We start from the raw sequence: 19,668 nt of genomic DNA on the forward strand, positions 1-19,668 counted from the left end.
GTCGGCTGCGTGCGCGCTCGGGCGGCGGCTATCCGCACTTGGGTGCGCAGACGAGGTGGTTCTTGCCGAGGAAACGCCGCGAAGTCATCGCGGTCCGAAGCGTGAACTTGCCGCACTTGAAGCACGACATCATCGATTCGGCGCGAGGGGTGGTGATGATGGAGCCCGGCGCCTTCTTGACGTAGCGCAGGCCATCTTTGGTAAGTTGGGTATCCGACATAGAGGGGCGAGATTTTACCCGGGAACAAAGCGATACATGTCGGGGCCGACCTCAATCGCTAGAGAACGCCGCGACATGGCTGTTGCGCAGTTCGCGCTTGAGGAGCTTGCCGCTGGGGTTCTTCGGCAACGCATCGACGAAGACCACGCGCTTGGGTGACTTGAAACTCGCGAGGTGCTGCGCGCAATGGTTCATGACCTGCTGCTCGTCCAGCGAGTGTCCCGGCTTCGCCACCACGACCGCCAGCACGCCCTCCACCCAGCGCGGATGCGGCACGCCGATCACCGCGACCTCGCTGATGCCGGCCAGGCGATAGATGGCTTCCTCGACCTCGCGGCTGGCGACGTTTTCGCCGCCGGTCTTGATCATGTCCTTCTTGCGATCGACAACGCTCAGGTAGCCTTCGTCGTCGAGCACGCCAAGGTCGCCCGAGTGGAACCAGCCGCCCTCGAACGCGGCGGCGGTGCGCGCCTCGTCGCGGTAGTAGCCGAGCATCAGGTGCGGCGACCGGTGGACGATCTCGCCCACCTCGCCGACGGCGACATCGCGCATCAGGTCGTCGACGACACGCGTCTCCACGTTCAGCACGGGCCGGCCTGCGGAGCCTGCCTTGCGCAACTGGTCATCGGGGCCGAGCATGGTTGCGAGCGGGGCGATCTCGGTCTGTCCGTAGAGGTTCCAGAGCCGCACGGCGGGCAGCCGCGTGGCCAGTTCGCGCAGCACCTCGACCGGCATGATCGACGCGCCGTAGTAGCCCTTCTTGAGCGACTGGAGGTCGACCTGCTCGAACAGCGGCGAACGCAGCAGGCCGATCCAGACGGTTGGCGGCGCGAAGAAGGACTGGATGCCGTGCCGCGCCAGCATCGGGAGCAGGTTCTCCGGCGTCGGCTTGGCGGTGATGACGTTGGTCGCGCCCACGTAGATGCACGGCCCGAGAAACACGTCGAGCTGCGCGCAGTGATAGAGCGGTAGCGCGTGGAGCATCAGGTCGCCGGTCGCGATCTCGGCGTCGACCACGCAGCTCACGTACTCGGCGATCACGGCGTCATGCGTGAGCATCGCGCCCTTGGGGGCGGATTCGGTGCCGCTCGTGTAGACGATCTGAGCCAGCTCGTCGCCCTTCAGGTCCACTTCGGGCGCCTCGGCCTGCATGCCGATGAGCATGTCGAATCGGGTCATGCCTTCGGGCGCATCGGTCGGGTCCTCGGAGGGCAGCCAGACGAACTCGCCCACGGCGGTGTCGAGGGCCGCCGCGTCGCGTGCCAATGCCGCGAGTCCGCTGTCGGTCGCGAGCATGCGCGCACCGGCGTGCCGGAGGATGTAGGCGACTTCCTCCGCCTTGAGCATGAAGTTGATCGGCACGAGCACGGCGCCCAGTCGCGCAAGCGCAAATCGCAGCGCGACGAAGGCGTGGGAGTTGCGCGCGAGGACGGCGACACGATCGCCCGCCACGATGCCGCGCGCGGCAAGCGCCCCGGCCAGGCGGTTGACGATGGTGTCCAACTCGGCGTAGGTCCAACGGGTGTCCCCGCATGCGATGGCCAGTTTCGAAGGAAAGCGGCGCGCACTGCGCCGTACGAGGTCGGCCAGTGTCTGGCGACGTGCGATCGAATTCATGGGCGTCTCCTTGTTTATGGTGCTTGATAAAGCATAAGTGCGGTCACTGAAGAAAAACGAATCCTATAGAGCTAATTCCCTTCTTCCATCAGCCTTTGGTCGAGTGAATATGGGTCGAATTCACGCCGTTTTGCACACATTGATGACTGCGGCTGACATACGATGTCGCGACGGAGACTGGTTATCAATGGAAGCGGAAATTCAATCCCAAGACGGCGACCTGGCAGGTTGGGCCGGACAACTCTCGATGGTCACGGCCGACGCCGACATGCGCGGCTGCGCGCATCTGGAGCGATCGATCGGGACGCTGCTTCGCGTCGTGCGCGAACAACTCAAGCTCGAAGTGGTCTTCGTCGGTGAATTCGTCGGGGGCGCGCGTGTGTTCCGCCACGTGTCGGCGAGGGCGAAGGATCCCGTCGTCAAGGCCGGGCAGTCGCACCCGCTGGACATGACCATCTGCCAGCGCATCGTCGACGGGCGGATGCCGCGCTTGATGAAGAGCATCGCCCAGGAGCGAACACGCTATCAGCTGCCCGAGTACTACGAGGTGCTGGGCGGTCATATCGGCGTGCCTGTGCAGTTCGCGGACGGCAATCTGTACGGCGTGCTCTGCGGCTTCAGTTTCACGGAATGCGCTCACCTCGATGAGCGCGATGTGCGGCGTCTGGAGATGGCGGCGGGCGCCGCGGCGCGCCTGCTGGCCCAGGCCGAGGGTCACGATGTCGACCGGTCACTCGACCCGGGGAACTGAGGCAGCTGCGTCCAGTCTCAGGCCGCTTGCCGCATCGAACAGATGCACCGCGCCCCTCTTCGGCCGCACGTGCAGCACATCGCCGGGCGCCAAGGCCAGGCGCTCGTGGAACAGGGCGATCACCTGCGTCTCGCCCAGGCGCAAGCCGAGTTGCGTCTCGGAACCCAGCGGTTCGACCAACTGCACCTGCGCTGCGACACCTTCATCGGCCCTGCAGATCTCGAAGTGCTCGGGCCGGATACCGCAGATCGCATCGCGTCCCCCCAACGGGAGGGTGGCCATCGGAGGCAGTGGCAAGAGCGTGCCTGCGGCTGCAAAACCCTCTGAGGTGCAGCGTCCGTGGATGAAGTTCATCGCCGGCGAGCCAATGAAGCCGGCCACGAACTGGTTGGCGGGGCGGTCGAAGAGTTCGAGCGGCGATCCGACCTGCTCGACCCGGCCCGCGTTGAGCACCACGATGCGGTCGGCCATCGTCATCGCCTCGACCTGGTCGTGCGTGACATAGACCGTGGTGGTCTTGAGCCGTTGGTGCAAGCCCTTGATCTCTCCACGCATGACGATGCGCAACTTCGCATCGAGATTGGACAAGGGTTCATCGAACAGGAACACCTGCGGGTCGCGCACGATGGCACGCCCCATGGCGACACGCTGTCGCTGGCCGCCGGAGAGCTGGCGCGGATAGCGCTCGAGCAATTGCGCGAGCCCCAGGATGTCGGCCGCCCAGCGCACGCGCTCGCCAATCTCCGACTTCGGCCGGCCGCGGTGTTCCAGCGAGAAACCCATGTTGGCCGCGACCGTCATGTGCGGATAGAGGGCGTAGTTCTGGAACACCATCGCGATGTCGCGGTCCTTCGGGTCAAGGTCGGTCACGTCGCGTCCGCCGATGTGGATGCGGCCATGCGTGACCGCCTCCAGCCCGGCGATCATGCGCAGCAAGGTCGATTTTCCGCAGCCCGAGGGCCCTACGAGCGCCACGAACTCGCCGTCATGGATGTGCAGGTCCAGCCCGTGGATGACCTGTACGGCGCCGAAGCGTTTCTGGAGGTGGGAGAGAAGGACTTCTGCCATGAATGGGAGCCTGGATGAGGACGCTCAGCCCTTGAGCCCCGAGTGGGCCAGGCCTTCGACGAACTGCTTCTGCGCCAGCACGAAGACGATCAGCACCGGCAGCGCCGTGAGCGTGGCCGCGGCAAGCTGGATGTTCCACATCGGCCCTCCATAGGCATCGGTGTACTGCGTGAGCGCCTGCGGCAGCGTGAACATGGATGGCGTCGACAGGAACACGATCGGCTCCAGGTACAGGTTCCAGCTGTGGAGGAAGGTGAAGATCGCCACCGACGCCAGGGCCGGCCGTGCCAGCGGCAGCGCGATGGTGCGGAAGATCTTGAAGCGCCCGAGGCCATCCACCCGCGCGGCTTCTTCCAGTTCCTGCGGCAGCGCGATGAAGAACTGGCGCATCACGAAGGTGGCGAACACGCTGGGCGCGCCGAACACCGGGATCAACACCAGCGGCCAGTGTGTGTTGACCCAGCCGAGCTTCAGGAACATGCGAAACAGCGGCACGATGGTCACTTCGGAGGGGATCAGCAGGCCGGTGAGCACGACGATGAACAAGGCATTGGCGCCCGGAAAGCGAATGCGTGCAAAGGCATAGCCGGCCATCGACGAGATGGCGAGCGTGGCGGTCGTCACCACCGCCGCGATCCAGGCCGAGTTCCAGTATTGCTGCGCGAAGGGCTGGACCGTGAACACCTGCTTGTAGGTGCTCCAGTCCGGATGCGTCGGGAAGAGCTGCGGCGGAAACACGAAGATGTCGCTGATCGGCTTCAGCGACGAAGTCACCATCCACCAGGTCGGGAACACGAAGGGGATCAACAGCAGGCACAGCAGCCCGTACACCGCGACCTTCATGCGCGCGGAGATCTCACTGTTCATGGAAGACGAACTTCTTGCGCATCTGCCACTGGGCCAGCGTCAGCAGCGCGACGATCGCGAACAGCACGATCGCCAGCGTCGAGCCATAGCCGAAGCGATGGAACTGGAAGGTCTGCTGGTACAGGTAGTACACCAGCACCGTGGTCGACACCCCCGGACCGCCTTGCGTGAGCACCGCGATCTGCGCGAACACCTGCAGCGAGCCGACGACCGTGATGATCGAGGTCAGCATGATGGTCGGGCTGATGAGCGGCAGCGTGATGCGGCGGAACTGCTTGAAGCGCGGCGCGCCGTCGATGCGCGCGGCTTCATAGAGCTCGCGCGGCACGCCCTGCAGCGCGGCAAGGAACAGCACCATGTTGAGCCCCACGTTCTTGAACACCTGCACCACGATCACCGAGAACATCGCGGTGGTCGGCGTACGCAGCCAGTTCGGCCCTTCGATGCCCATCAGCCTGAGCACGCCGTTGATGCCGCCGTTGTGCTGCAGCAGGAAGCCCCAGACGATGGTCCAGGCCACCAGCGAGACCACCACCGGCGAGAAGAACAGCGTGCGGAACACCGTGATGCCTGCCAGCTTCTGGTTCAGCAACACGGCCAGCAACAGGGCGAGGCTCATGTTCAGGACCACCAGCCCGGCCGAGAACAGCGCCGAGGCCAGCAGCACGCCGGGCAGGTTGGGGTCGCTCAGCAACTGCTCGTAGTTCCGGGCGCCGGTGTAGTTGAAGGTGTTGGCCAGCACGTTCCATTCGTGCAGCGAATACCAGAACACCAGGACCAGCGGCACGAGCACGAACACGAACGTGCCCGCCAGTTGTGGGGCAGCGAACAGCAGGCCCGCCACGCTGTCGCGCCGCGCGATCGTCCAGAACGGCCGCGGCGTGGCCGGCGGCAGCGCGGATGCGGGGTCGGACGTACTGCCCATGACGCGGCTTTGCTGGTTGTCGAGCGCTTGCGGCGGTGGCTTACTGCGCGAGCAGTGGGCCGATCTGGGCGCAGATCGCGCGCGTCGCCGCCGGGATGTCGGCCTTGGGTTGCCACACCGCGTCGAGGCCGGAGCGCACCGTCTGCTGCAGGCGGGCGAAGTCCGTGTGTGCCGGCATGACCTTGCCGGTCGCGATGCCCGAAATCACGACCTTGTCGAGTTGCGCCGGTGAGAGGAGGGCATTGGTCTTGCCCAGTACGTCGGCATTGAGCAATGACTTGCGCGCCGAGGGGAAGAACTGGGCCAGCTTGGCCGAGTTTTCCGGGTTGGTCATGTAGCCGACGAACGCGGTCGCCATCGCCGGGTCCTTGCCCGCCTTCAGCACGCCGATGCCGGCCTGGCCGACGATCGCGTAGTCGCCCGCCGGGCCCTTGGGCAGCGGCACCAGGTCCCAGTCGAAGCGCTTGTCCTTGGGCAGCAGTGAGGCACGGCTGATCTGCGTGATCGTCATGGCCGCGTCGCCCGCGAAGAAGTCGACGTTCTGGCCCGGCCCGGGGATCGCCTTCTTCACGAAGATCGCGTCGTGGATGAAGCCGAGCGCATCGACCATGGGCTTGTCGGCGAAGGTGCAGCGCTTGCCGTCGGCACTCCAGGGTGCCGCGCCCCAGGCGTTCCAGACCGAGGACAGGTACTGCCAGGCCTGGTAGTTGAAGTCGCGCACCACCAGGCCGCCCTTGCCGCCCTGGGCCACGGCCTGCGCCGTCGCGATCGCATTGGGCCATGTCCATTGCCCGGCGGCGATGAGCTCCGCCGGCGTCTTGGCGCCGGCCTTGCGGATGAGGTCGTTGTTGACGAACACCGCGAAGGGCGAGGTCGAGAAGGGATAGGCGTAGAGCACGCCGTCCCTGGACCAGCGCTCGGCGGCGGACGGACTGATCTCGCCCATGTCGTAGCCCGGCGTGGCGGCGAGCGGTTTGGAGAGCGGCACGAGTGCGCCCGAGTTGACGAAGTCGTAGGCGCTGGTCTCGAAGATCCAGGCCATGTCGGGGGCGTTGCCTCCGGCGATCTGCGTGGTCAGCGCGGTGGTGTAGTTCTCGAAGGGCAGCGACTCGAAGCTGACCGTGACGTCGGGGTGGTCCTTCCTGAAGCCTTCGGCGATGCCGTTGAAAAGCTTCAGGTGGGCTTCATTGGCGCTCCAGATGGTCATGCGCAGTTTGGTCTCGGCCATTGCGCCGGCTGCGAGGGCCAGTGACAGGCCAAGGCCGGTCGCGATGGCGCGGAGGGTGACGGGCTTCTTGCGTTGGAACATGGTGGTCTCCTCGGTCTTGTCTGCAATGCGGGTCGATGGGTCCGATGTCTCAGTAGGCGCGCACGTCGGGCCAGCGCGTCTCCACGCCGGCGCGCGCCAGCAGCGCCTGGAAGGCGGCGAGCCGCGCGTCGTCGGCCTGCACCTGATGCGGCGTGGCGTCGTGGTCGAGGCAATGGGCCGCCAGCATCCCGGCCACTTCGCCTACGTTCCATTCCACCGGGTGCAGCCGATAGCAGCCGTTGGTGATGTGCGTGGTGGCGATGTTCTTTCCGCCGGCGAGCAGGTTCGTCATGCGGTGCGGCAATAGGGCGCCGAGCGGAATTTCGAAGGGACAGGAAGGCACGTCGATGTAGTTGTCGCCGCCCGTGGAAGGATGCAGGTCGATTCGGTACATGCCCACGCCGACGCTGTCGCGGTAGTGCACGGCGCCCTGGTCGCCGCGCACGGCATGCGACAGGTGCTGCTCGACGATGCGGGTGACACCCTGGATGCGGCGACCCTCGCGGATGTAGGGCGCCATCGCCAGCCCGTGCGTCGTGCCGGTGACGTCGCCGCGCAGCCGCAGTCCCGGGAAGCCGGCTCCGCCATCGGCACGTGGCGCCTCGGTCTGCAGCCAGTAGAAGACCGAGTGCGACAACTCGGCGGCGGACTGCAGATGCCGCGCCTTCTCGGCGTCGGACACATCGAGGATCGAGGCCTCCATGTAGTCGATCATGGGCCAGTTGACCAGGCAGATGTCCGAGGCATAGGCGCCCTGCACGAAGTTGCGCCGCGCCGCGATGCGCCTGAAGGTCCACAGGTTCTGGTCGCCGCCGCTCTTGCGCTGGTCGGCATCGACGAGCAACGGATCGTCATCCGGGTTGGGCGTGAACGAGCGCTCGGTGATCTCCAGCGTGCGTGGGTTCGGCGCCTTGAAGCCCAGCAGCGGCCCGCCCCAGAAGTGCGGCTGGTAGGCGCGCCAGAAGTCGTAGTTGCGCGGCTTGTCGATGGTGTGGTCGCCATCGACGTGGTCGATCGCGAAGCAGATCGACACGGCCTGCACGTTGTGCGGCTGGGCCGCGGCCGGCGCGCTCGGCTCGCCCGTGTCGGCCTGGCTTTCGAAGCCGATGGTGTACTCGCAGCCGGCGAGCGGCAGCAGGTCGCCCAGTTCGGTTGCATCGATCACGAAGGCGGCCTCGACCGCGATCTCGTCGCCGGTGTCGCGATGGCGCAGCGTCACGGCGCGCACCTTGTCGCCCTGCGTGTCGGCTGCGACGGGGCGGTAGGGTTGCAGCACCGTCAGCCGGCCGGCGCCGCGATGGGGCGCCAGCATGGCCTCGAGCACCGCCAGGCCGACGCGAGGCTCGGCGCAGATGCGACTGACCCAGCCCGCACCCGGATTGAGTTCGTCCCATGCGCGGCTGGCCGCGGTCAGCGGGTAGTGGTCGCGGTAGTAGCGTCGAATGCCGTCGCGCAGCGCGCGATAGCGGCGCGTGACGCCGAAGCGCTCCACCCAGCTGTGCTCGTCCGGGGGCACCGCCTGGCTGGTGAGCTGCCCACCGATCCAGTCGTACTCTTCGCTCATCACCACCGTCCGGCCGGCCTCCAGTGCGCCCAGCGCGGCGGCCACGCCGCCGAGGCCGCCGCCGACCACGAGGATGTCCGTCTTCATTTCTCGCATGCTGTGTCGTTCCATGGGGTGAGTTCAGTCCGGTTTCGCGGGGCCGAGGGTTTCGCCGCGGATCGGCTCGCAAGGCAGCAGCACCTGCTGCACGGCTTGGGACATGCCGCCTTCGACCCTGCGCACGAGCATCGCGGTGGCTTGGCGGCCCATTTCCTCGCGCGGCACGGCAAAGGATGCGAAGAGGGTGCCGCTGCCTTCCGTGCGGACGTGCGAGCCCAGCGCCACGACCGAGAAATCGGCCGGCAGGCCCAGCCCGCGCGCCTTGGCCGCGCGCTCGAGGCGCACGGCGTCGGCCAGTTCCACGCAGAAGGCCACGGTCGCGCCGCTGGCCAGCAGCGTGTCGAGCAGTTCGCCATCCTCGGCGGGCGTGTCCGGCAATTGCAGGGCCAGTTCCAGATCTGCGCCGAGTGCGGCGGCAAAGCCCGTCCAGCGGTCCAGCGGCGATTCGGCCGGGCCGATCGATCCGAGATAGGCCAGCCGCCGATGTCCCAGTTCGCGTGCCTGCCGCACCAGCGCGCCGGTGGCCGTCGCATAGTCGCCGCCGACGTAGGGCACGGCGCCGCCCGCGTCCTCGCGCCGGCCGATCGCGACGAAGGGATAGTCGCCCGCCACGAGGCGCGCGAGTTCGGTCCGGTCGAAGGTCTTGCCCAGCACGATGCATCCGTCGGCGATGCGCAGCCGGCCTTCCTCGGCAAATATCTTGCGCTGGGCGCCTTCGCCGGCACCGGTCAGGAGCAGGAGGTCATAGCCGCGCGCCTGCGCTTCCTCTTCGATGCCGAACAGGAAGGGGAGGAAGAAGTCGGCGTGTGCGTTCGGAAAAGCCGGCTCGTAGGTGAACACGCCCAGGATACGGTTCGAACCCCTGGCCATGCGGCGCGCGATCGGGTCTGGCACGTAGCCTGTGTCGCGAATGATCTTCTGCACCCGCTCGCGCGTTTCCGGCGGAATTCGCGCCAGCGCGTTGCCGGCGCCGTTGAGCACCAGGGACACCGTCGCCTGGCTCACGCCGGCGAGCTTGGCGATGTCTTGCTGGGTCAGGCGGCGGGCGACCATTTTGCTTTGCTGATGCGTATTACTTGATTGGTAATGCGCATTATCAGCAAGGTTTCAGAAAATTCGAGGCCGTAAAGGGGAGGGATTTCCCGAGGGATCGCGGGTGCCGAAAGAAAGCCCGTTGGAGCAGGTAGGGCGGCGGGCCGGCGGTTGCGAATCGGACGCTTCGCAGGCACGATGTTGTCGCACCGAGAGTGCCCCTGCCTGCTGGAGCGCCCGTCCATGTTCTTCCTCTGGCCCGATCTGCTCTGGCTCCTGCTTGGGCTGCCCTTGCTTCCGGCAGCGTATGTCTGGGTGTTGCGCCGTCGGAGAAGGACAGCCCTGCGCTACAGCAGCCTGGGCGTGGTTCGCGCGGCTTCCGCTGGTCGCGCCTGGCGGCAGCACCTGCCTCCCGCGCTGTTCCTGCTTGCCTGCCTGGGATTGCTGCTTGCAGCGGCTCGCCCCGTGGCGCGCGTGCCGCTCCCATGGGCACGGTCATCGATCATGCTGGCCATCGATGTCTCGCTCAGCATGCGCGTCGCGGACGTCAAGCCGAGCCGCATCGTGGCGGCGCAGGAGGCGGCGAAGTCATTCCTGCGCGAACTGCCGAAGAACATCGAAGTCGGTCTCGTCACGTTCGCCGGCAGCAGCCAGGTCGCGCAGCGCGCGACGCTGGACCGCGAGTCGCTGGTGGCGAGCATCGACGCCTTTCAGATGCAGATGGGCACTGCGGTCGGCAACGCGATCGTGCAGTGCCTGGCGGAACTGTTTCCGGAGCAGGGCATAGAACTCGCCGACCTGCCATACGGCAACAAGGCACGCGGGCGGAGCCTGGACGAGAAAGGGAAGCCGCCGCCGATGCAGATCACGCCGGTGGCGCCCGGCTCGTACGACTCGGCTGCGATCATCCTGCTGAGCGATGGCCGCCGCACCACCGGGGTCGATACGCTGGAAGCAGCGAAGATGGCGGCCGATCGCGGCGTGCGGATCTATGTGGTGGGGCTGGGGACGGTGGATGGCGACGCCGCCATGCCGGACGGCATGGCCATCTACATGCAACTCGACGAACCGACGCTGCGCGAAGTGGCGCGCATGACCGGCGGCGAGTACCACCATGCAGGCACCGCGGAGATGCTGCGCAGCGTCTACGAAAAGCTGGGATCGCGCTTGCAGGTGCAGACGCGGGACACCGAACTCACCGGCCCGCTGACGTTGATTTCTGCGCTCATTGCGGCAACGGCGGCGCTCCTGTCGCTGATCTGGTTCGCGCGCCTCAATTGAGCGCTTTCACGCGCGCTTCGTCCGTCGGCGGCGCACGGCACTGGCCAGATCATCCAGCACCGGGACCGTCTGCGCGAAGCCGATGCAGGCGTCCGTGATGGAGACGCCGTGCCTGAGCGGCACGCCGGGGATGAGGTCTTGCCGGCCTTCCTCCAGGTGACTTTCGATCATGACGCCGGTGATGCGCGAGTCGCCCGCGGCGATCTGCTCCGCCACGTCGTGCGCCACCGGGATCTGTCGCTGGTGCTGCTTGCTGCTGTTGCCATGCGAGACGTCGATCATGACCTGCTCCGTCAGGCCATTGGCACGCAGGGCATCGCAACTCGCAGCCACGTCGGCGGCGGAATAGTTCGGCGACTTTCCGCCGCGCAGGATCACGTGGCAGTCGTCGTTGCCGCGGGTCTCGAAGATCGCCGCCATCCCCATCTTGGTCATGCCCATGAACGCGTGCGGCGCCCTCGCGGCAAGGATGGCGTCGGCAGCCACCTTGATACTTCCGTCCGTCCCGTTCTTGAAGCCCACCGGGCAGCTGAGTCCGGAGGCGAGCTGGCGATGGCTCTGGCTCTCGGTGGTACGGGCCCCGATGGCGCCCCATGCGATCAGGTCGGCGATGAACTGGGGACTCAGCAGGTCGAGGAATTCCGTGCCCGTCGGCAGGCCCAAGAGCGTCAGCTCCCGAAGCAGGCGCCGCGCGCGTTCGAGGCCTTCGTTGATCGCGAAGCTGCCGTCCAGGTGCGGATCGTTGATGTAGCCTTTCCAGCCCACCGTTGTGCGCGGCTTCTCGAAATAGGTGCGCATCACGACCAGAAGATCGTCTCCGAGATCGTCTGCCACCTTTTTCAGGCGGTGGGCATATTCGATGGCCTGGTCGTGGTCGTGGATCGAGCAGGGGCCGACCACCACGATCAGCCGGTCGTCGCGTCCGTGCAGGACGTTGGCGATCGCCACGCGGCTCTGCTCGACGAGCGCGAGGGTGTCGTCGAGCACCGGAACCCTTTCCTGCAACAGCGCCGGCGTCATGAGCGGCCGGACCGCGCCGATGCGGACATCGTCGATGCGGGTGGTGTCGATCGTGCTGTCGCGCGAACCGATCTCGGCGTCGTGCAGGGGGTCGTCGAGCTTCGGCATGTCGTGCTCCTGATGTGGAGCCTGGGATTCTCCTTCAGCGGGAGAAGCTGCGACAGCAGCGACCGCGTCGCGGGGCGCGGCCGCCTTGCCGGCGCACGGTTACCAGTTCACGCCGTAGTAGTCATTGACGCGACGGTTGTAGTCGGCGGTGTAATCCGGGACTTCCTCCGCCGTGTAGCGAGGCGCGCCTTCCAGCGTGTTCTTGTCCAACGGCACGACATAGCCGTCCATCGAGGTGTCGTACTTCAGCATGTTCCAGGGAAGCGGATAGCGGTCCGTGCCGATACCGAGGAAGCCGCCGAATTCGAGGACGGCATAGCGTACCTGCCCCGACAGCTTGTCGATCATGAGATCGTCGATCGACCCGAGCTTGTCGCCGGCCTGGTTATAGACCGACGTGCCTTCGACGCGTTCGGACGAGATGACGTTGCTGGTAGATGCGAAAGTTTCGGTGGTCATTGAAGACTCCTTTGTGGATGGGACAGCTCAGGTATCTCGCCGCCGGACGCGCGCCGCGATCGGGATCGACGCCCTCGGGATGTAGGCCTGTGCTGGCCCGGCGCGATCTGCGGGCCGGCACTTCCCGGGCGACTCAATGGCGCTTGAAGTACTGCACTTCACGCTCGTGCTGGCGTGCCTGCTCCAGCGTGTCAAAGGTGCCGAGATTGCGGCGCTTGCCGGTCTTCGCGTCGGTCTTCCGGGAGTAGAGGCGGTATTGGCCCGAAGCCAGTTTGCGGATCATGGGGAACTCCTGTCGGGTTGCGCGTGATTGCGTCGAGCGAAGGCTGATCGCCCGGTGGCCCGGCGCCTGTGGGACGTATCCGATCCGCGTGCCGGTTTGCTTCGGACGCGACCGAAGCTGCATACGTAATTCCCCTCAAGGTCGAGTCAGAGTCCGATCAGGCTCGCGGCAAGAACATCGACTTGCCCCCCGCATTCCCCGTTTCGACAGAGGGAGTCGGGGTGCCCGGCATCACAAAAGTGGGGGTCCCCACCACCGGAGACAAACCCGTCATTTGCCATGAACAGAAATCTTCTCAGAGGGCTATTCCTCATCGCGATCGCGCTGGCCTTCGGCCTTGCTGCGCTTCACTATCCGGTCGGAGACTTCAGCCGCGCGGGGCCCGGCCTGTTTCCCGTCGTGGTCAGTTCGCTATTGCTGCTGGTCGGCGTCATCACCGTGATCCGATCGTTCTTCGTCGAGCCCGTGAAGATGAACCTGAACTTCAGGAACATCGCCATCATCATGGCCAGCCTGTGCGGACTGGCGCTCATCTCCACGTACGTGAACATGATCGCCGGCATCATCTTCCTGGTGTTCTGTTCCACCTTGGCCGGCAGTTCCTACTCGTGGATCCGCAACGTCAAGATCTCGGCGGGGCTGCTCACGATGGCCTTCGTGCTCCAGAAATTCCTCGGCCTGAACCTGCCCCTTTACTGACATGGACGCCCTCAACAACCTGGCGTTCGGCTTCTCGCACGCCCTGACCATCCACAACCTTCTCTACTGCGCCATCGGCTGCGTCGTCGGCACGCTCGTCGGCCTGCTGCCCGGCCTGGGTCCGCTGGCCACCATCAGCCTGCTGCTGCCGCTGACCTATTCGATCCCGACGACGGGCGCGCTGATCATGCTGGCCGGCATCTACTACGGCGCGCAGTACGGGGACAGCGTGAGCGCCATCACGATGAAGATCCCGCATGCGAGCAGCATCGTGGCCTGCATAGACGGCTACCAGATGACGCTGAAGGGGAAAACCGGCCTCGCGCTGTTCACCGCGGGCGTCTCCAGTTTCATCGGGGGCAGCATCGCCATCCTGGTGCTGACCTTCCTGGCGCCCACGCTGGGCGAGGTGGCTTTCCTCTTCGGACCGGCGGACTACTGCGCCATGATGCTGGTGGGCTTCATGTGCGTGAGCTTCGTCACCACCGGCAGCCTGCTCAACGGGCTGGCCATGTCCATGGTGGGCGTGCTCCTCGGCCAGATCGGCACCGACGTGAACAGCGGCATGGCGCGCTTCACGATGGACCTGCCGTTCCTGGTGGACGGCGTGGGTGTCGTGAGCATCGCGCTCGGCTGCTTCGGCATTGCCGAAGTCACGAAGAACCTGGACTCCCGGGAGGAGCGCTCGCCCTTCAACGGCAAGATCAAGCTCATGCCGACGTGGCCGGAATTCAAGCGCATCATCCCCAGCGCCCTGCGTGGCAGCGTGGTCGGGTCCTTCCTGGGCATCCTGCCCGGCGGCGGCCCCACCATCGCGCAGTTCGCCGCCTACGCGATCGACAAGAAGCTCAGCAAGTACAAGCACGAGATCGGCACCGGCTGCATCGAGGGCGTGGCCGGACAGGCGGCGGCCGACGAAGCGGCAGCACGCACCAGCTTCATCCCGCTGATGAGCATCGGCATCCCCGAGAACGCCGTGATGGCGCTGATGCTGGCCGCCTTCATCATCAAGGGCATCCAGCCCGGGCCGAACATGATTGCCGCCCACCCCGAGCTGTTCTGGGGCCTGGTGGCCAGCATGTGGGTGGGCAACGTCTTCCTGCTCGTGCTGAACGTGCCGCTGGTGCGCTACTGGCTGTCGGTGTTCAAGATCCCGTACAGCGTGCTGTTCCCGTCGATCCTGTTCTTCTGCTGCATCGGCACCTACAGCGTGAACAACAGCATGGAGGACGTCTACATCACGGCCGCGTTCGGCTTCATGGGCTACATGTTCATGCGTTTGGAACTGGACCCGTCCCCGTTGATGCTGGGCTTCATCCTCGGCCCGATGCTGGAAGAGAACTTCCGCCGCGCGCTGCTCTTGAGCCGGGGGAGCTTCACCACCTTCTTCAACCGCCCGATCGCCGGCAGCCTGATGGCCCTGATCGGCGTCTTCGTCACCTGGCAACTGGTTGCGTTCGTGCTCCAGGTGCGAAAGAAGAATGCGCTCCGCCGGCAAGGTGACGCCCAGCCCCTCGAGGAAGCGCCGGCTTCCTGACCGCCGATGTTCGAAGTCACCGACGAAGTCCGGACCCTCGCCAAGGTCGAATTCGGGCGGGGTCCGCCGTCGGTGGCATTGCGCCGCCTCGCAGAGCGCCTCGACGTTCAAAGGCCTGACCTCGCGTGGGTGGCCTCGGAAGTCTTCGACAACATGCGCGTCCAGGACCTGCAGGTTATCTGGCAGTGGGATCTGGCCCGAGAGGGGGAGGGTCACTCCGACGCGGAACTTGATGACATGCTGTCGCACCTGTGCATACGCAAGCGTCCCGCAATCCCTTCCTGACCCTCTCTCCGAGAAGACCCGTCGACCCCAGCGAAGCTGAGGGTCGCCTTCGGGAGATACCGCGGAACCGGCTCTGCCGGTCCGCAGGTATCGCCCCCTTGGAAAGGGGGTGGGCGGCCACACGTAGTGGGCAAGCCTGGGGGTTTTCGATAACAGTGGCACAATGCCCCGGTACTCAGGCCCTTCCCCAGCCACAGTCGCATCCGCCAATCGGTTCAGCCGTGTCGCGGAAGGTTTCTTAACCAGCTAGTGCTTCCCAAAGGGAAGCGAAGGTCAGCGGAATATGAGCGATTCCTCGTCGACGTCTTCGTCCGTCTACAGCGCCTATCAAGGCAATACCTACCTCTTCGGCGGCAATGCGCCCTATGTCGAAGAGATGTACGAAAACTACCTCTCCAATCCGGGCAGCGTGCCCGACAACTGGCGCTCGTACTTCGACGCGCTCCAGAACGTCCCCGCGACGGACGGAACCAACACCAAGGACGTGCCGCACCTGCCGGTCGTCAACGCCTTCGCCGAACGCGCCAAGCAGGGCACCACCAAGGTGGTCGTGGCCAGCGGCGCCGATTCCGAACTCGGCCGCAAGCGCACCGCCGTCCAGCAGCTGATCGCCGCCTACCGCAACGTCGGCGCCCGCTGGGCCGACCTCGATCCGCTCAAGCGCACCGAGCGTCCCGCGATCCCCGAACTCGAATCCTCGTTCTACGGCTTTGCCGATGCCGACCTCGAAACGGTGTTCAACACGAGCAACACCTTCTTCGGCAAGGAGACGATGTCGCTGCGCGACCTGCTCAATGCGTTGCGCGAAACCTACTGCGGCACCATCGGCGCCGAGTACATGTACATGACCGACCAGGGCCAGAAGCGCTGGTGGCAGCAGAAGCTCGAAAGCGCCCGGACCAATCCGCAGTTCAACGCCGACCAGAAGAAGCGCGTCCTCGAGCGCCTGACGGCTGCCGAAGGCCTCGAGCGCTTCCTGCACACCAAGTACGTCGGCCAGAAGCGCTTCTCGCTCGAAGGCGGCGAGAGCTTCATCGTCGCGATGGACGAACTGATCAGGCAGGCCGGCATCAAGGGCGTGCAGGAAATCGTGATCGGCATGGCGCACCGCGGTCGCCTGAACGTGCTGGTCAATTCGCTCGGCAAGATGCCGGCCGACCTCTTCGCCGAGTTCGATCACACGGCACCCGAAGACCTGCCCAGCGGTGACGTCAAGTACCACCAGGGCTTCAGCTCGGACGTGTCGACGCCCGGCGGCCCGGTGCACCTGAGCCTCGCCTTCAACCCCTCGCACCTCGAGATCGTGAACCCGGTGGTCGAAGGCTCGGTGCGCGCGCGCATGGACCGCCGCGCCGACCCGCTCGGCAAGCAGGTGCTGCCGGTCATCGTGCACGGCGACGCCGCCTTCGCAGGACAGGGCGTCGTGATGGAAACGCTGGCGCTGGCCGAAACGCGCGGCTACTCCACCGGCGGCACGGTGCACATCGTGATCAACAACCAGATCGGCTTCACCACCAGCGACCCGCGTGACAGCCGCTCGACGCTGTACTGCACCGACATCGTCAAGATGATCGAGGCACCGGTGCTGCACGTGAACGGCGACGACCCCGAAGCCGTGGTGCTCGCGACCCAGCTCGCCCTCGAATTCCGCATGGAATTCCAGAAGGATGTCGTCGTCGACATCATCTGCTTCCGCAAGCTCGGCCACAACGAGCAGGACACCCCGGCGCTCACGCAGCCGCTGATGTACAAGAAGATCGCGCAGCACCCCGGCACGCGCAAGCTGTATGCCGACAAGCTCGCCGCGCAGGGCCTCGGCGCCACGCTCGGCGACGACATGGTCAAGGCGCAGCGCGCGGCCTTCGATGCCGGCAAGAACACCTCGGACCCGGTCCTGACCAACTTCAAGAGCAAGTACGCGGTCGACTGGAACCCCTTCCTGAACAAGAAGTGGACCGACGCCGGCGACACCGCGATCCCCACAGCCGAATGGAAGCGGCTGGCCGAGCGCATCACCAAGGCACCGGACAACTTCACCGTGCATCCGCTGGTCAAGAAGGTGCTGGACGACCGCGCCGCCATGGGCCGCGGCGACGTCAATGTCGACTGGGGCATGGGCGAGCACATGGCCTTCGCCTCGCTCGTGGCGAGCGGCTATCCGGTGCGCCTGTCGGGCGAGGACAGCGGCCGCGGAACCTTCACGCACCGCCACGCCGTGCTGCACGACCAGAACCGCGAGAAGTTCGACGAAGGCACCTACGTGCCGCTGCAGAACGTCGCCGACAACCAGGCGCCTTTCGTCGTGATCGACTCGATCCTGTCGGAAGAAGCCGTGCTCGCCTTCGAATACGGCTACGCCTCCAACGATCCGAACACGCTCGTGATCTGGGAAGCGCAATTCGGCGACTTCGTCAATGGCGCGCAGGTCGTGATCGACCAGTTCATCGCATCGGGCGAAGTCAAGTGGGGCCGCGTCAACGGCATCACGCTGATGCTGCCGCACGGCTACGAAGGCCAGGGCCCCGAACACAGCTCGGCGCGCCTCGAGCGCTTCATGCAGTTGTCGGCCGACACCAACATCCAGGTGGTGCAGCCGACCACGGCCAGCCAGATCTTCCACGTGCTGCGCCGGCAGATGGTGCGCAACCTGCGCAAGCCGCTGGTGATCATGACCCCGAAGTCGCTGCTGCGTAACAAGGACGCGACCTCGCCGTTGTCCGAGTTCACCAAGGGCAGCTTCCAGACCGTCATCCCGGACCACAAGGACCTGAAGGCCGAGAAGGTCAAGCGCGTCATCGCCTGCTCCGGCAAGGTCTACTACGACCTGGCGAAGAAGCGCGAGGAGAAGGGTGCCGACGACGTGGCGATCATCCGCGTCGAGCAGCTCTACCCGTTCCCGCACAAGGCCTTCGGCGCCGAACTGAAGAAGTACCCGAATCTGGTCGACGTGGTGTGGTCCCAGGACGAACCGCAGAACCAGGGCGCCTGGTTCTTCGTGCAGCACTACATCCACGAGAACATGCAGGAAGGCCAGAAGCTCGGCTACTCCGGCCGTGCCGCTTCGGCATCGCCGGCGGTCGGCTACTCGCACCTGCACCAGGAACAGCAGAAGGCGCTGGTCGACGGCGCGTTCGGCAAGCTCAAAGGCTTCGTGCTGACCAAGTAACAAAACAAGAACTCGATTCACCTGCATAAGAAACACGAAGCGGAGCACATAAGAAATGTCCATCGTTGAAGTCAAAGTCCCCCAGTTGTCCGAGTCCGTGGCCGAAGCCACCATGCTCCAGTGGAAGAAGAAGGCCGGCGAAGCCGTCACGGTCGATGAAATCCTGATCGAGATCGAAACCGACAAGGTCGTGCTCGAAGTGCCGGCGCCCTCGTCCGGCGTGCTGGTGGAGATCGTCGCCGGCGACGGCGCCACCGTAGTGGCCGACCAACTGATCGCGAAGATCGACACCGAAGGCAAGGCCGGCGCAGCCGCGCCCGCCGCGGCACCGGCGGCAGCGCCTGTCGCGGCACCGGCGGCGGCCCCGGCTGCTGCTGCCGCGGCCACCGGCGGCTCGAAGTCCGACGTGGCGATGCCCGCCGCGGCCAAGCTGCTCGCGGACAACAAGCTGAGCACGGGCGATGTCGCCGGCACCGGCAAGGACGGCCGCGTCACCAAGGGCGACGTGCTCGGCGCCATTGCGTCAGGCACGACCGCCAAGGTTGCTGCACCCGTGCCCGTTCCGACTGGCGCGCCGAAAGCGGCATTGCCGCAAGTCGCGTCGCCGGCCGGTTCGCCCGACCTCGGCGACCGTCCGGAAGAACGCGTCCCGATGAGCCGCCTCCGTGCACGCATCGCCGAGCGCCTGCTGCAATCGCAATCCACCAATGCGATCCTGACCACTTTCAACGAGGTGAACATGGCGCCCGTGATGGAAATGCGCAAGCGCTTCCAGGAGAAGTTCGAGAAGGAGCACGGCGTGAAGATCGGCTTCATGAGCTTCTTCGTGAAGGCGGCGGTGCATGCCCTGAAGAAGTACCCGGTGCTCAACGCCTCGGTGGACGGCAACGACATCGTCTACCACGGCTACTTCGACATCGGCATCGCGGTCGGTTCGCCGCGTGGCCTGGTAGTGCCGATCCTGCGCAATGCCGACCAGATGAGCTTCGCGGACATCGAGAAGAAGATCGCCGAGTACGGTGCCAAGGCGCGCGACGGCAAGCTGGGCATCGAGGAAATGACCGGCGGCACCTTCTCCATCTCCAATGGCGGTGTGTTCGGCTCGATGCTGTCGACGCCGATCATCAACCCGCCGCAGTCGGCCATCCTGGGCGTGCACGCGACCAAGGACCGCGCGGTGGTGGAGAACGGCCAGATCGTCGTTCGCCCGATGAACTACCTCGCGATGAGCTACGACCACCGCATCATCGACGGCCGCGAAGCCGTGCTGGGCCTGGTCGCCATGAAGGAAGCCCTGGAAGACCCAGCGCGCCTCTTGTTTGATATCTAGGCTCGCCCCCAGGCTGCGCGCACTTCGTGTCTCTTCGCCCACCCCCTG

Annotated in this window: 18 protein-coding genes; 7 read left to right on the forward strand and 11 right to left on the reverse strand. The window is 65.7% G+C overall.

Annotated elements, in window-relative coordinates:
* Window positions 1–28: 28 nt before the first annotated feature.
* Both AC1D3B_RS03875 and AC1D3B_RS03880 read right to left on the reverse strand, forming a co-directional pair.
* On the reverse strand, window positions 29–220 hold the full coding sequence (locus AC1D3B_RS03875; RefSeq protein ID WP_028253671.1) for a hypothetical protein: 192 nt from the start codon (window positions 218–220) through the stop codon (window positions 29–31).
* Window positions 221–271: 51 nt separating this feature from the next.
* Window positions 272–1,837 carry an acyl-CoA synthetase gene (locus AC1D3B_RS03880; protein ID WP_478189336.1) on the reverse strand — a complete coding sequence of 522 codons (1,566 nt, stop codon included), beginning with the start codon at window positions 1,835–1,837 and terminating at the stop codon, window positions 272–274.
* Between the two features lie 187 nt (window positions 1,838–2,024).
* On the opposite strand from AC1D3B_RS03880, the gene AC1D3B_RS03885 reads away from it, so the two are divergent.
* The gene (locus AC1D3B_RS03885) at window positions 2,025–2,588 is read left to right on the forward strand and encodes a GAF domain-containing protein (protein ID WP_478189337.1); all 564 of its coding nucleotides are present in this window, start codon (window positions 2,025–2,027) and stop codon (window positions 2,586–2,588) included.
* On the opposite strand, the gene AC1D3B_RS03890 is transcribed toward AC1D3B_RS03885, so the two are convergent.
* The 6 genes from AC1D3B_RS03890 to AC1D3B_RS03915 are packed head-to-tail and all read right to left on the reverse strand — an operon-like array spanning window position 2,568 to window position 9,473.
* On the reverse strand, window positions 2,568–3,656 hold the full coding sequence (locus AC1D3B_RS03890; RefSeq protein WP_478189338.1) for an ABC transporter ATP-binding protein: 1,089 nt from the start codon (window positions 3,654–3,656) through the stop codon (window positions 2,568–2,570). The genes AC1D3B_RS03885 and AC1D3B_RS03890 overlap by 21 nt on opposite strands.
* Before the next feature lie 24 nt (window positions 3,657–3,680).
* Window positions 3,681–4,523 (reverse strand): carbohydrate ABC transporter permease, encoded by an 843-nt coding sequence (locus AC1D3B_RS03895; protein WP_478189339.1) that lies wholly within the window; start codon window positions 4,521–4,523, stop codon window positions 3,681–3,683.
* The gene (locus AC1D3B_RS03900) at window positions 4,513–5,448 is read right to left on the reverse strand and encodes a carbohydrate ABC transporter permease (RefSeq protein ID WP_478189340.1); all 936 of its coding nucleotides are present in this window, start codon (window positions 5,446–5,448) and stop codon (window positions 4,513–4,515) included. Before AC1D3B_RS03900 ends, AC1D3B_RS03895 begins: the two co-directional genes overlap by 11 nt.
* Window positions 5,449–5,488: 40 nt before the next feature.
* Window positions 5,489–6,757: an ABC transporter substrate-binding protein gene (locus tag AC1D3B_RS03905; RefSeq protein WP_478189341.1), complete on the reverse strand. Its 1,269-nt coding sequence runs from the start codon at window positions 6,755–6,757 to the stop codon at window positions 5,489–5,491.
* A 49-nt stretch (window positions 6,758–6,806) separates the two neighbouring features.
* Entirely contained in the window at window positions 6,807–8,417 is a 1,611-nt protein-coding gene (locus AC1D3B_RS03910; RefSeq protein ID WP_478189342.1) for an FAD-dependent oxidoreductase, read from the reverse strand.
* A 24-nt stretch (window positions 8,418–8,441) separates the two neighbouring features.
* On the reverse strand, window positions 8,442–9,473 hold the full coding sequence (locus tag AC1D3B_RS03915; protein ID WP_478189343.1) for a LacI family DNA-binding transcriptional regulator: 1,032 nt from the start codon (window positions 9,471–9,473) through the stop codon (window positions 8,442–8,444).
* 222 nt (window positions 9,474–9,695) lie between these two features.
* Here AC1D3B_RS03915 and AC1D3B_RS03920 point away from each other — a divergent pair, with 222 nt between their 5' ends.
* Window positions 9,696–10,733, forward strand: coding sequence for a VWA domain-containing protein (locus AC1D3B_RS03920; protein ID WP_478189344.1), 1,038 nt, complete (start codon window positions 9,696–9,698; stop codon window positions 10,731–10,733).
* A 6-nt stretch (window positions 10,734–10,739) separates the two neighbouring features.
* Here AC1D3B_RS03920 and AC1D3B_RS03925 read toward each other — a convergent pair whose 3' ends face one another.
* From AC1D3B_RS03925 to AC1D3B_RS03935, 3 genes are all read right to left on the reverse strand, one after another.
* Window positions 10,740–11,861, reverse strand: a complete 1,122-nt coding sequence (locus AC1D3B_RS03925) for a 3-deoxy-7-phosphoheptulonate synthase (protein ID WP_478189345.1) — start codon at window positions 11,859–11,861, stop codon at window positions 10,740–10,742.
* A 99-nt stretch (window positions 11,862–11,960) separates the two neighbouring features.
* On the reverse strand, window positions 11,961–12,320 hold the full coding sequence (locus tag AC1D3B_RS03930; protein WP_478189346.1) for a PRC-barrel domain-containing protein: 360 nt from the start codon (window positions 12,318–12,320) through the stop codon (window positions 11,961–11,963).
* 133 nt (window positions 12,321–12,453) lie between these two features.
* Window positions 12,454–12,603, reverse strand: coding sequence for a hypothetical protein (locus AC1D3B_RS03935; protein WP_478189347.1), 150 nt, complete (start codon window positions 12,601–12,603; stop codon window positions 12,454–12,456).
* Window positions 12,604–12,882: 279 nt separating this feature from the next.
* Between AC1D3B_RS03935 and AC1D3B_RS03940 the strand changes: the two genes are divergently transcribed.
* From AC1D3B_RS03940 to odhB, 5 genes are all read left to right on the forward strand, one after another.
* Window positions 12,883–13,302 carry a tripartite tricarboxylate transporter TctB family protein gene (locus AC1D3B_RS03940; protein WP_478189348.1) on the forward strand — a complete coding sequence of 140 codons (420 nt, stop codon included), beginning with the start codon at window positions 12,883–12,885 and terminating at the stop codon, window positions 13,300–13,302.
* Between the two features lies 1 nt (window position 13,303).
* Window positions 13,304–14,839: a tripartite tricarboxylate transporter permease gene (locus AC1D3B_RS03945; protein WP_478189349.1), complete on the forward strand. Its 1,536-nt coding sequence runs from the start codon at window positions 13,304–13,306 to the stop codon at window positions 14,837–14,839.
* Between the two features lie 6 nt (window positions 14,840–14,845).
* The gene (locus tag AC1D3B_RS03950; RefSeq protein WP_478189350.1) at window positions 14,846–15,124 is read left to right on the forward strand and encodes a hypothetical protein; all 279 of its coding nucleotides are present in this window, start codon (window positions 14,846–14,848) and stop codon (window positions 15,122–15,124) included.
* A gap of 283 nt (window positions 15,125–15,407) precedes the next feature.
* On the forward strand, window positions 15,408–18,290 hold the full coding sequence (locus AC1D3B_RS03955) for a 2-oxoglutarate dehydrogenase E1 component (protein ID WP_478189351.1): 2,883 nt from the start codon (window positions 15,408–15,410) through the stop codon (window positions 18,288–18,290).
* Window positions 18,291–18,345: 55 nt separating this feature from the next.
* Entirely contained in the window at window positions 18,346–19,620 is a 1,275-nt protein-coding gene (gene odhB / locus AC1D3B_RS03960) for a 2-oxoglutarate dehydrogenase complex dihydrolipoyllysine-residue succinyltransferase (protein WP_478189352.1), read from the forward strand.
* Window positions 19,621–19,668 lie beyond the last annotated feature (48 nt).

This window comes from Variovorax sp. P5_A3 (genome assembly GCF_056400665.1).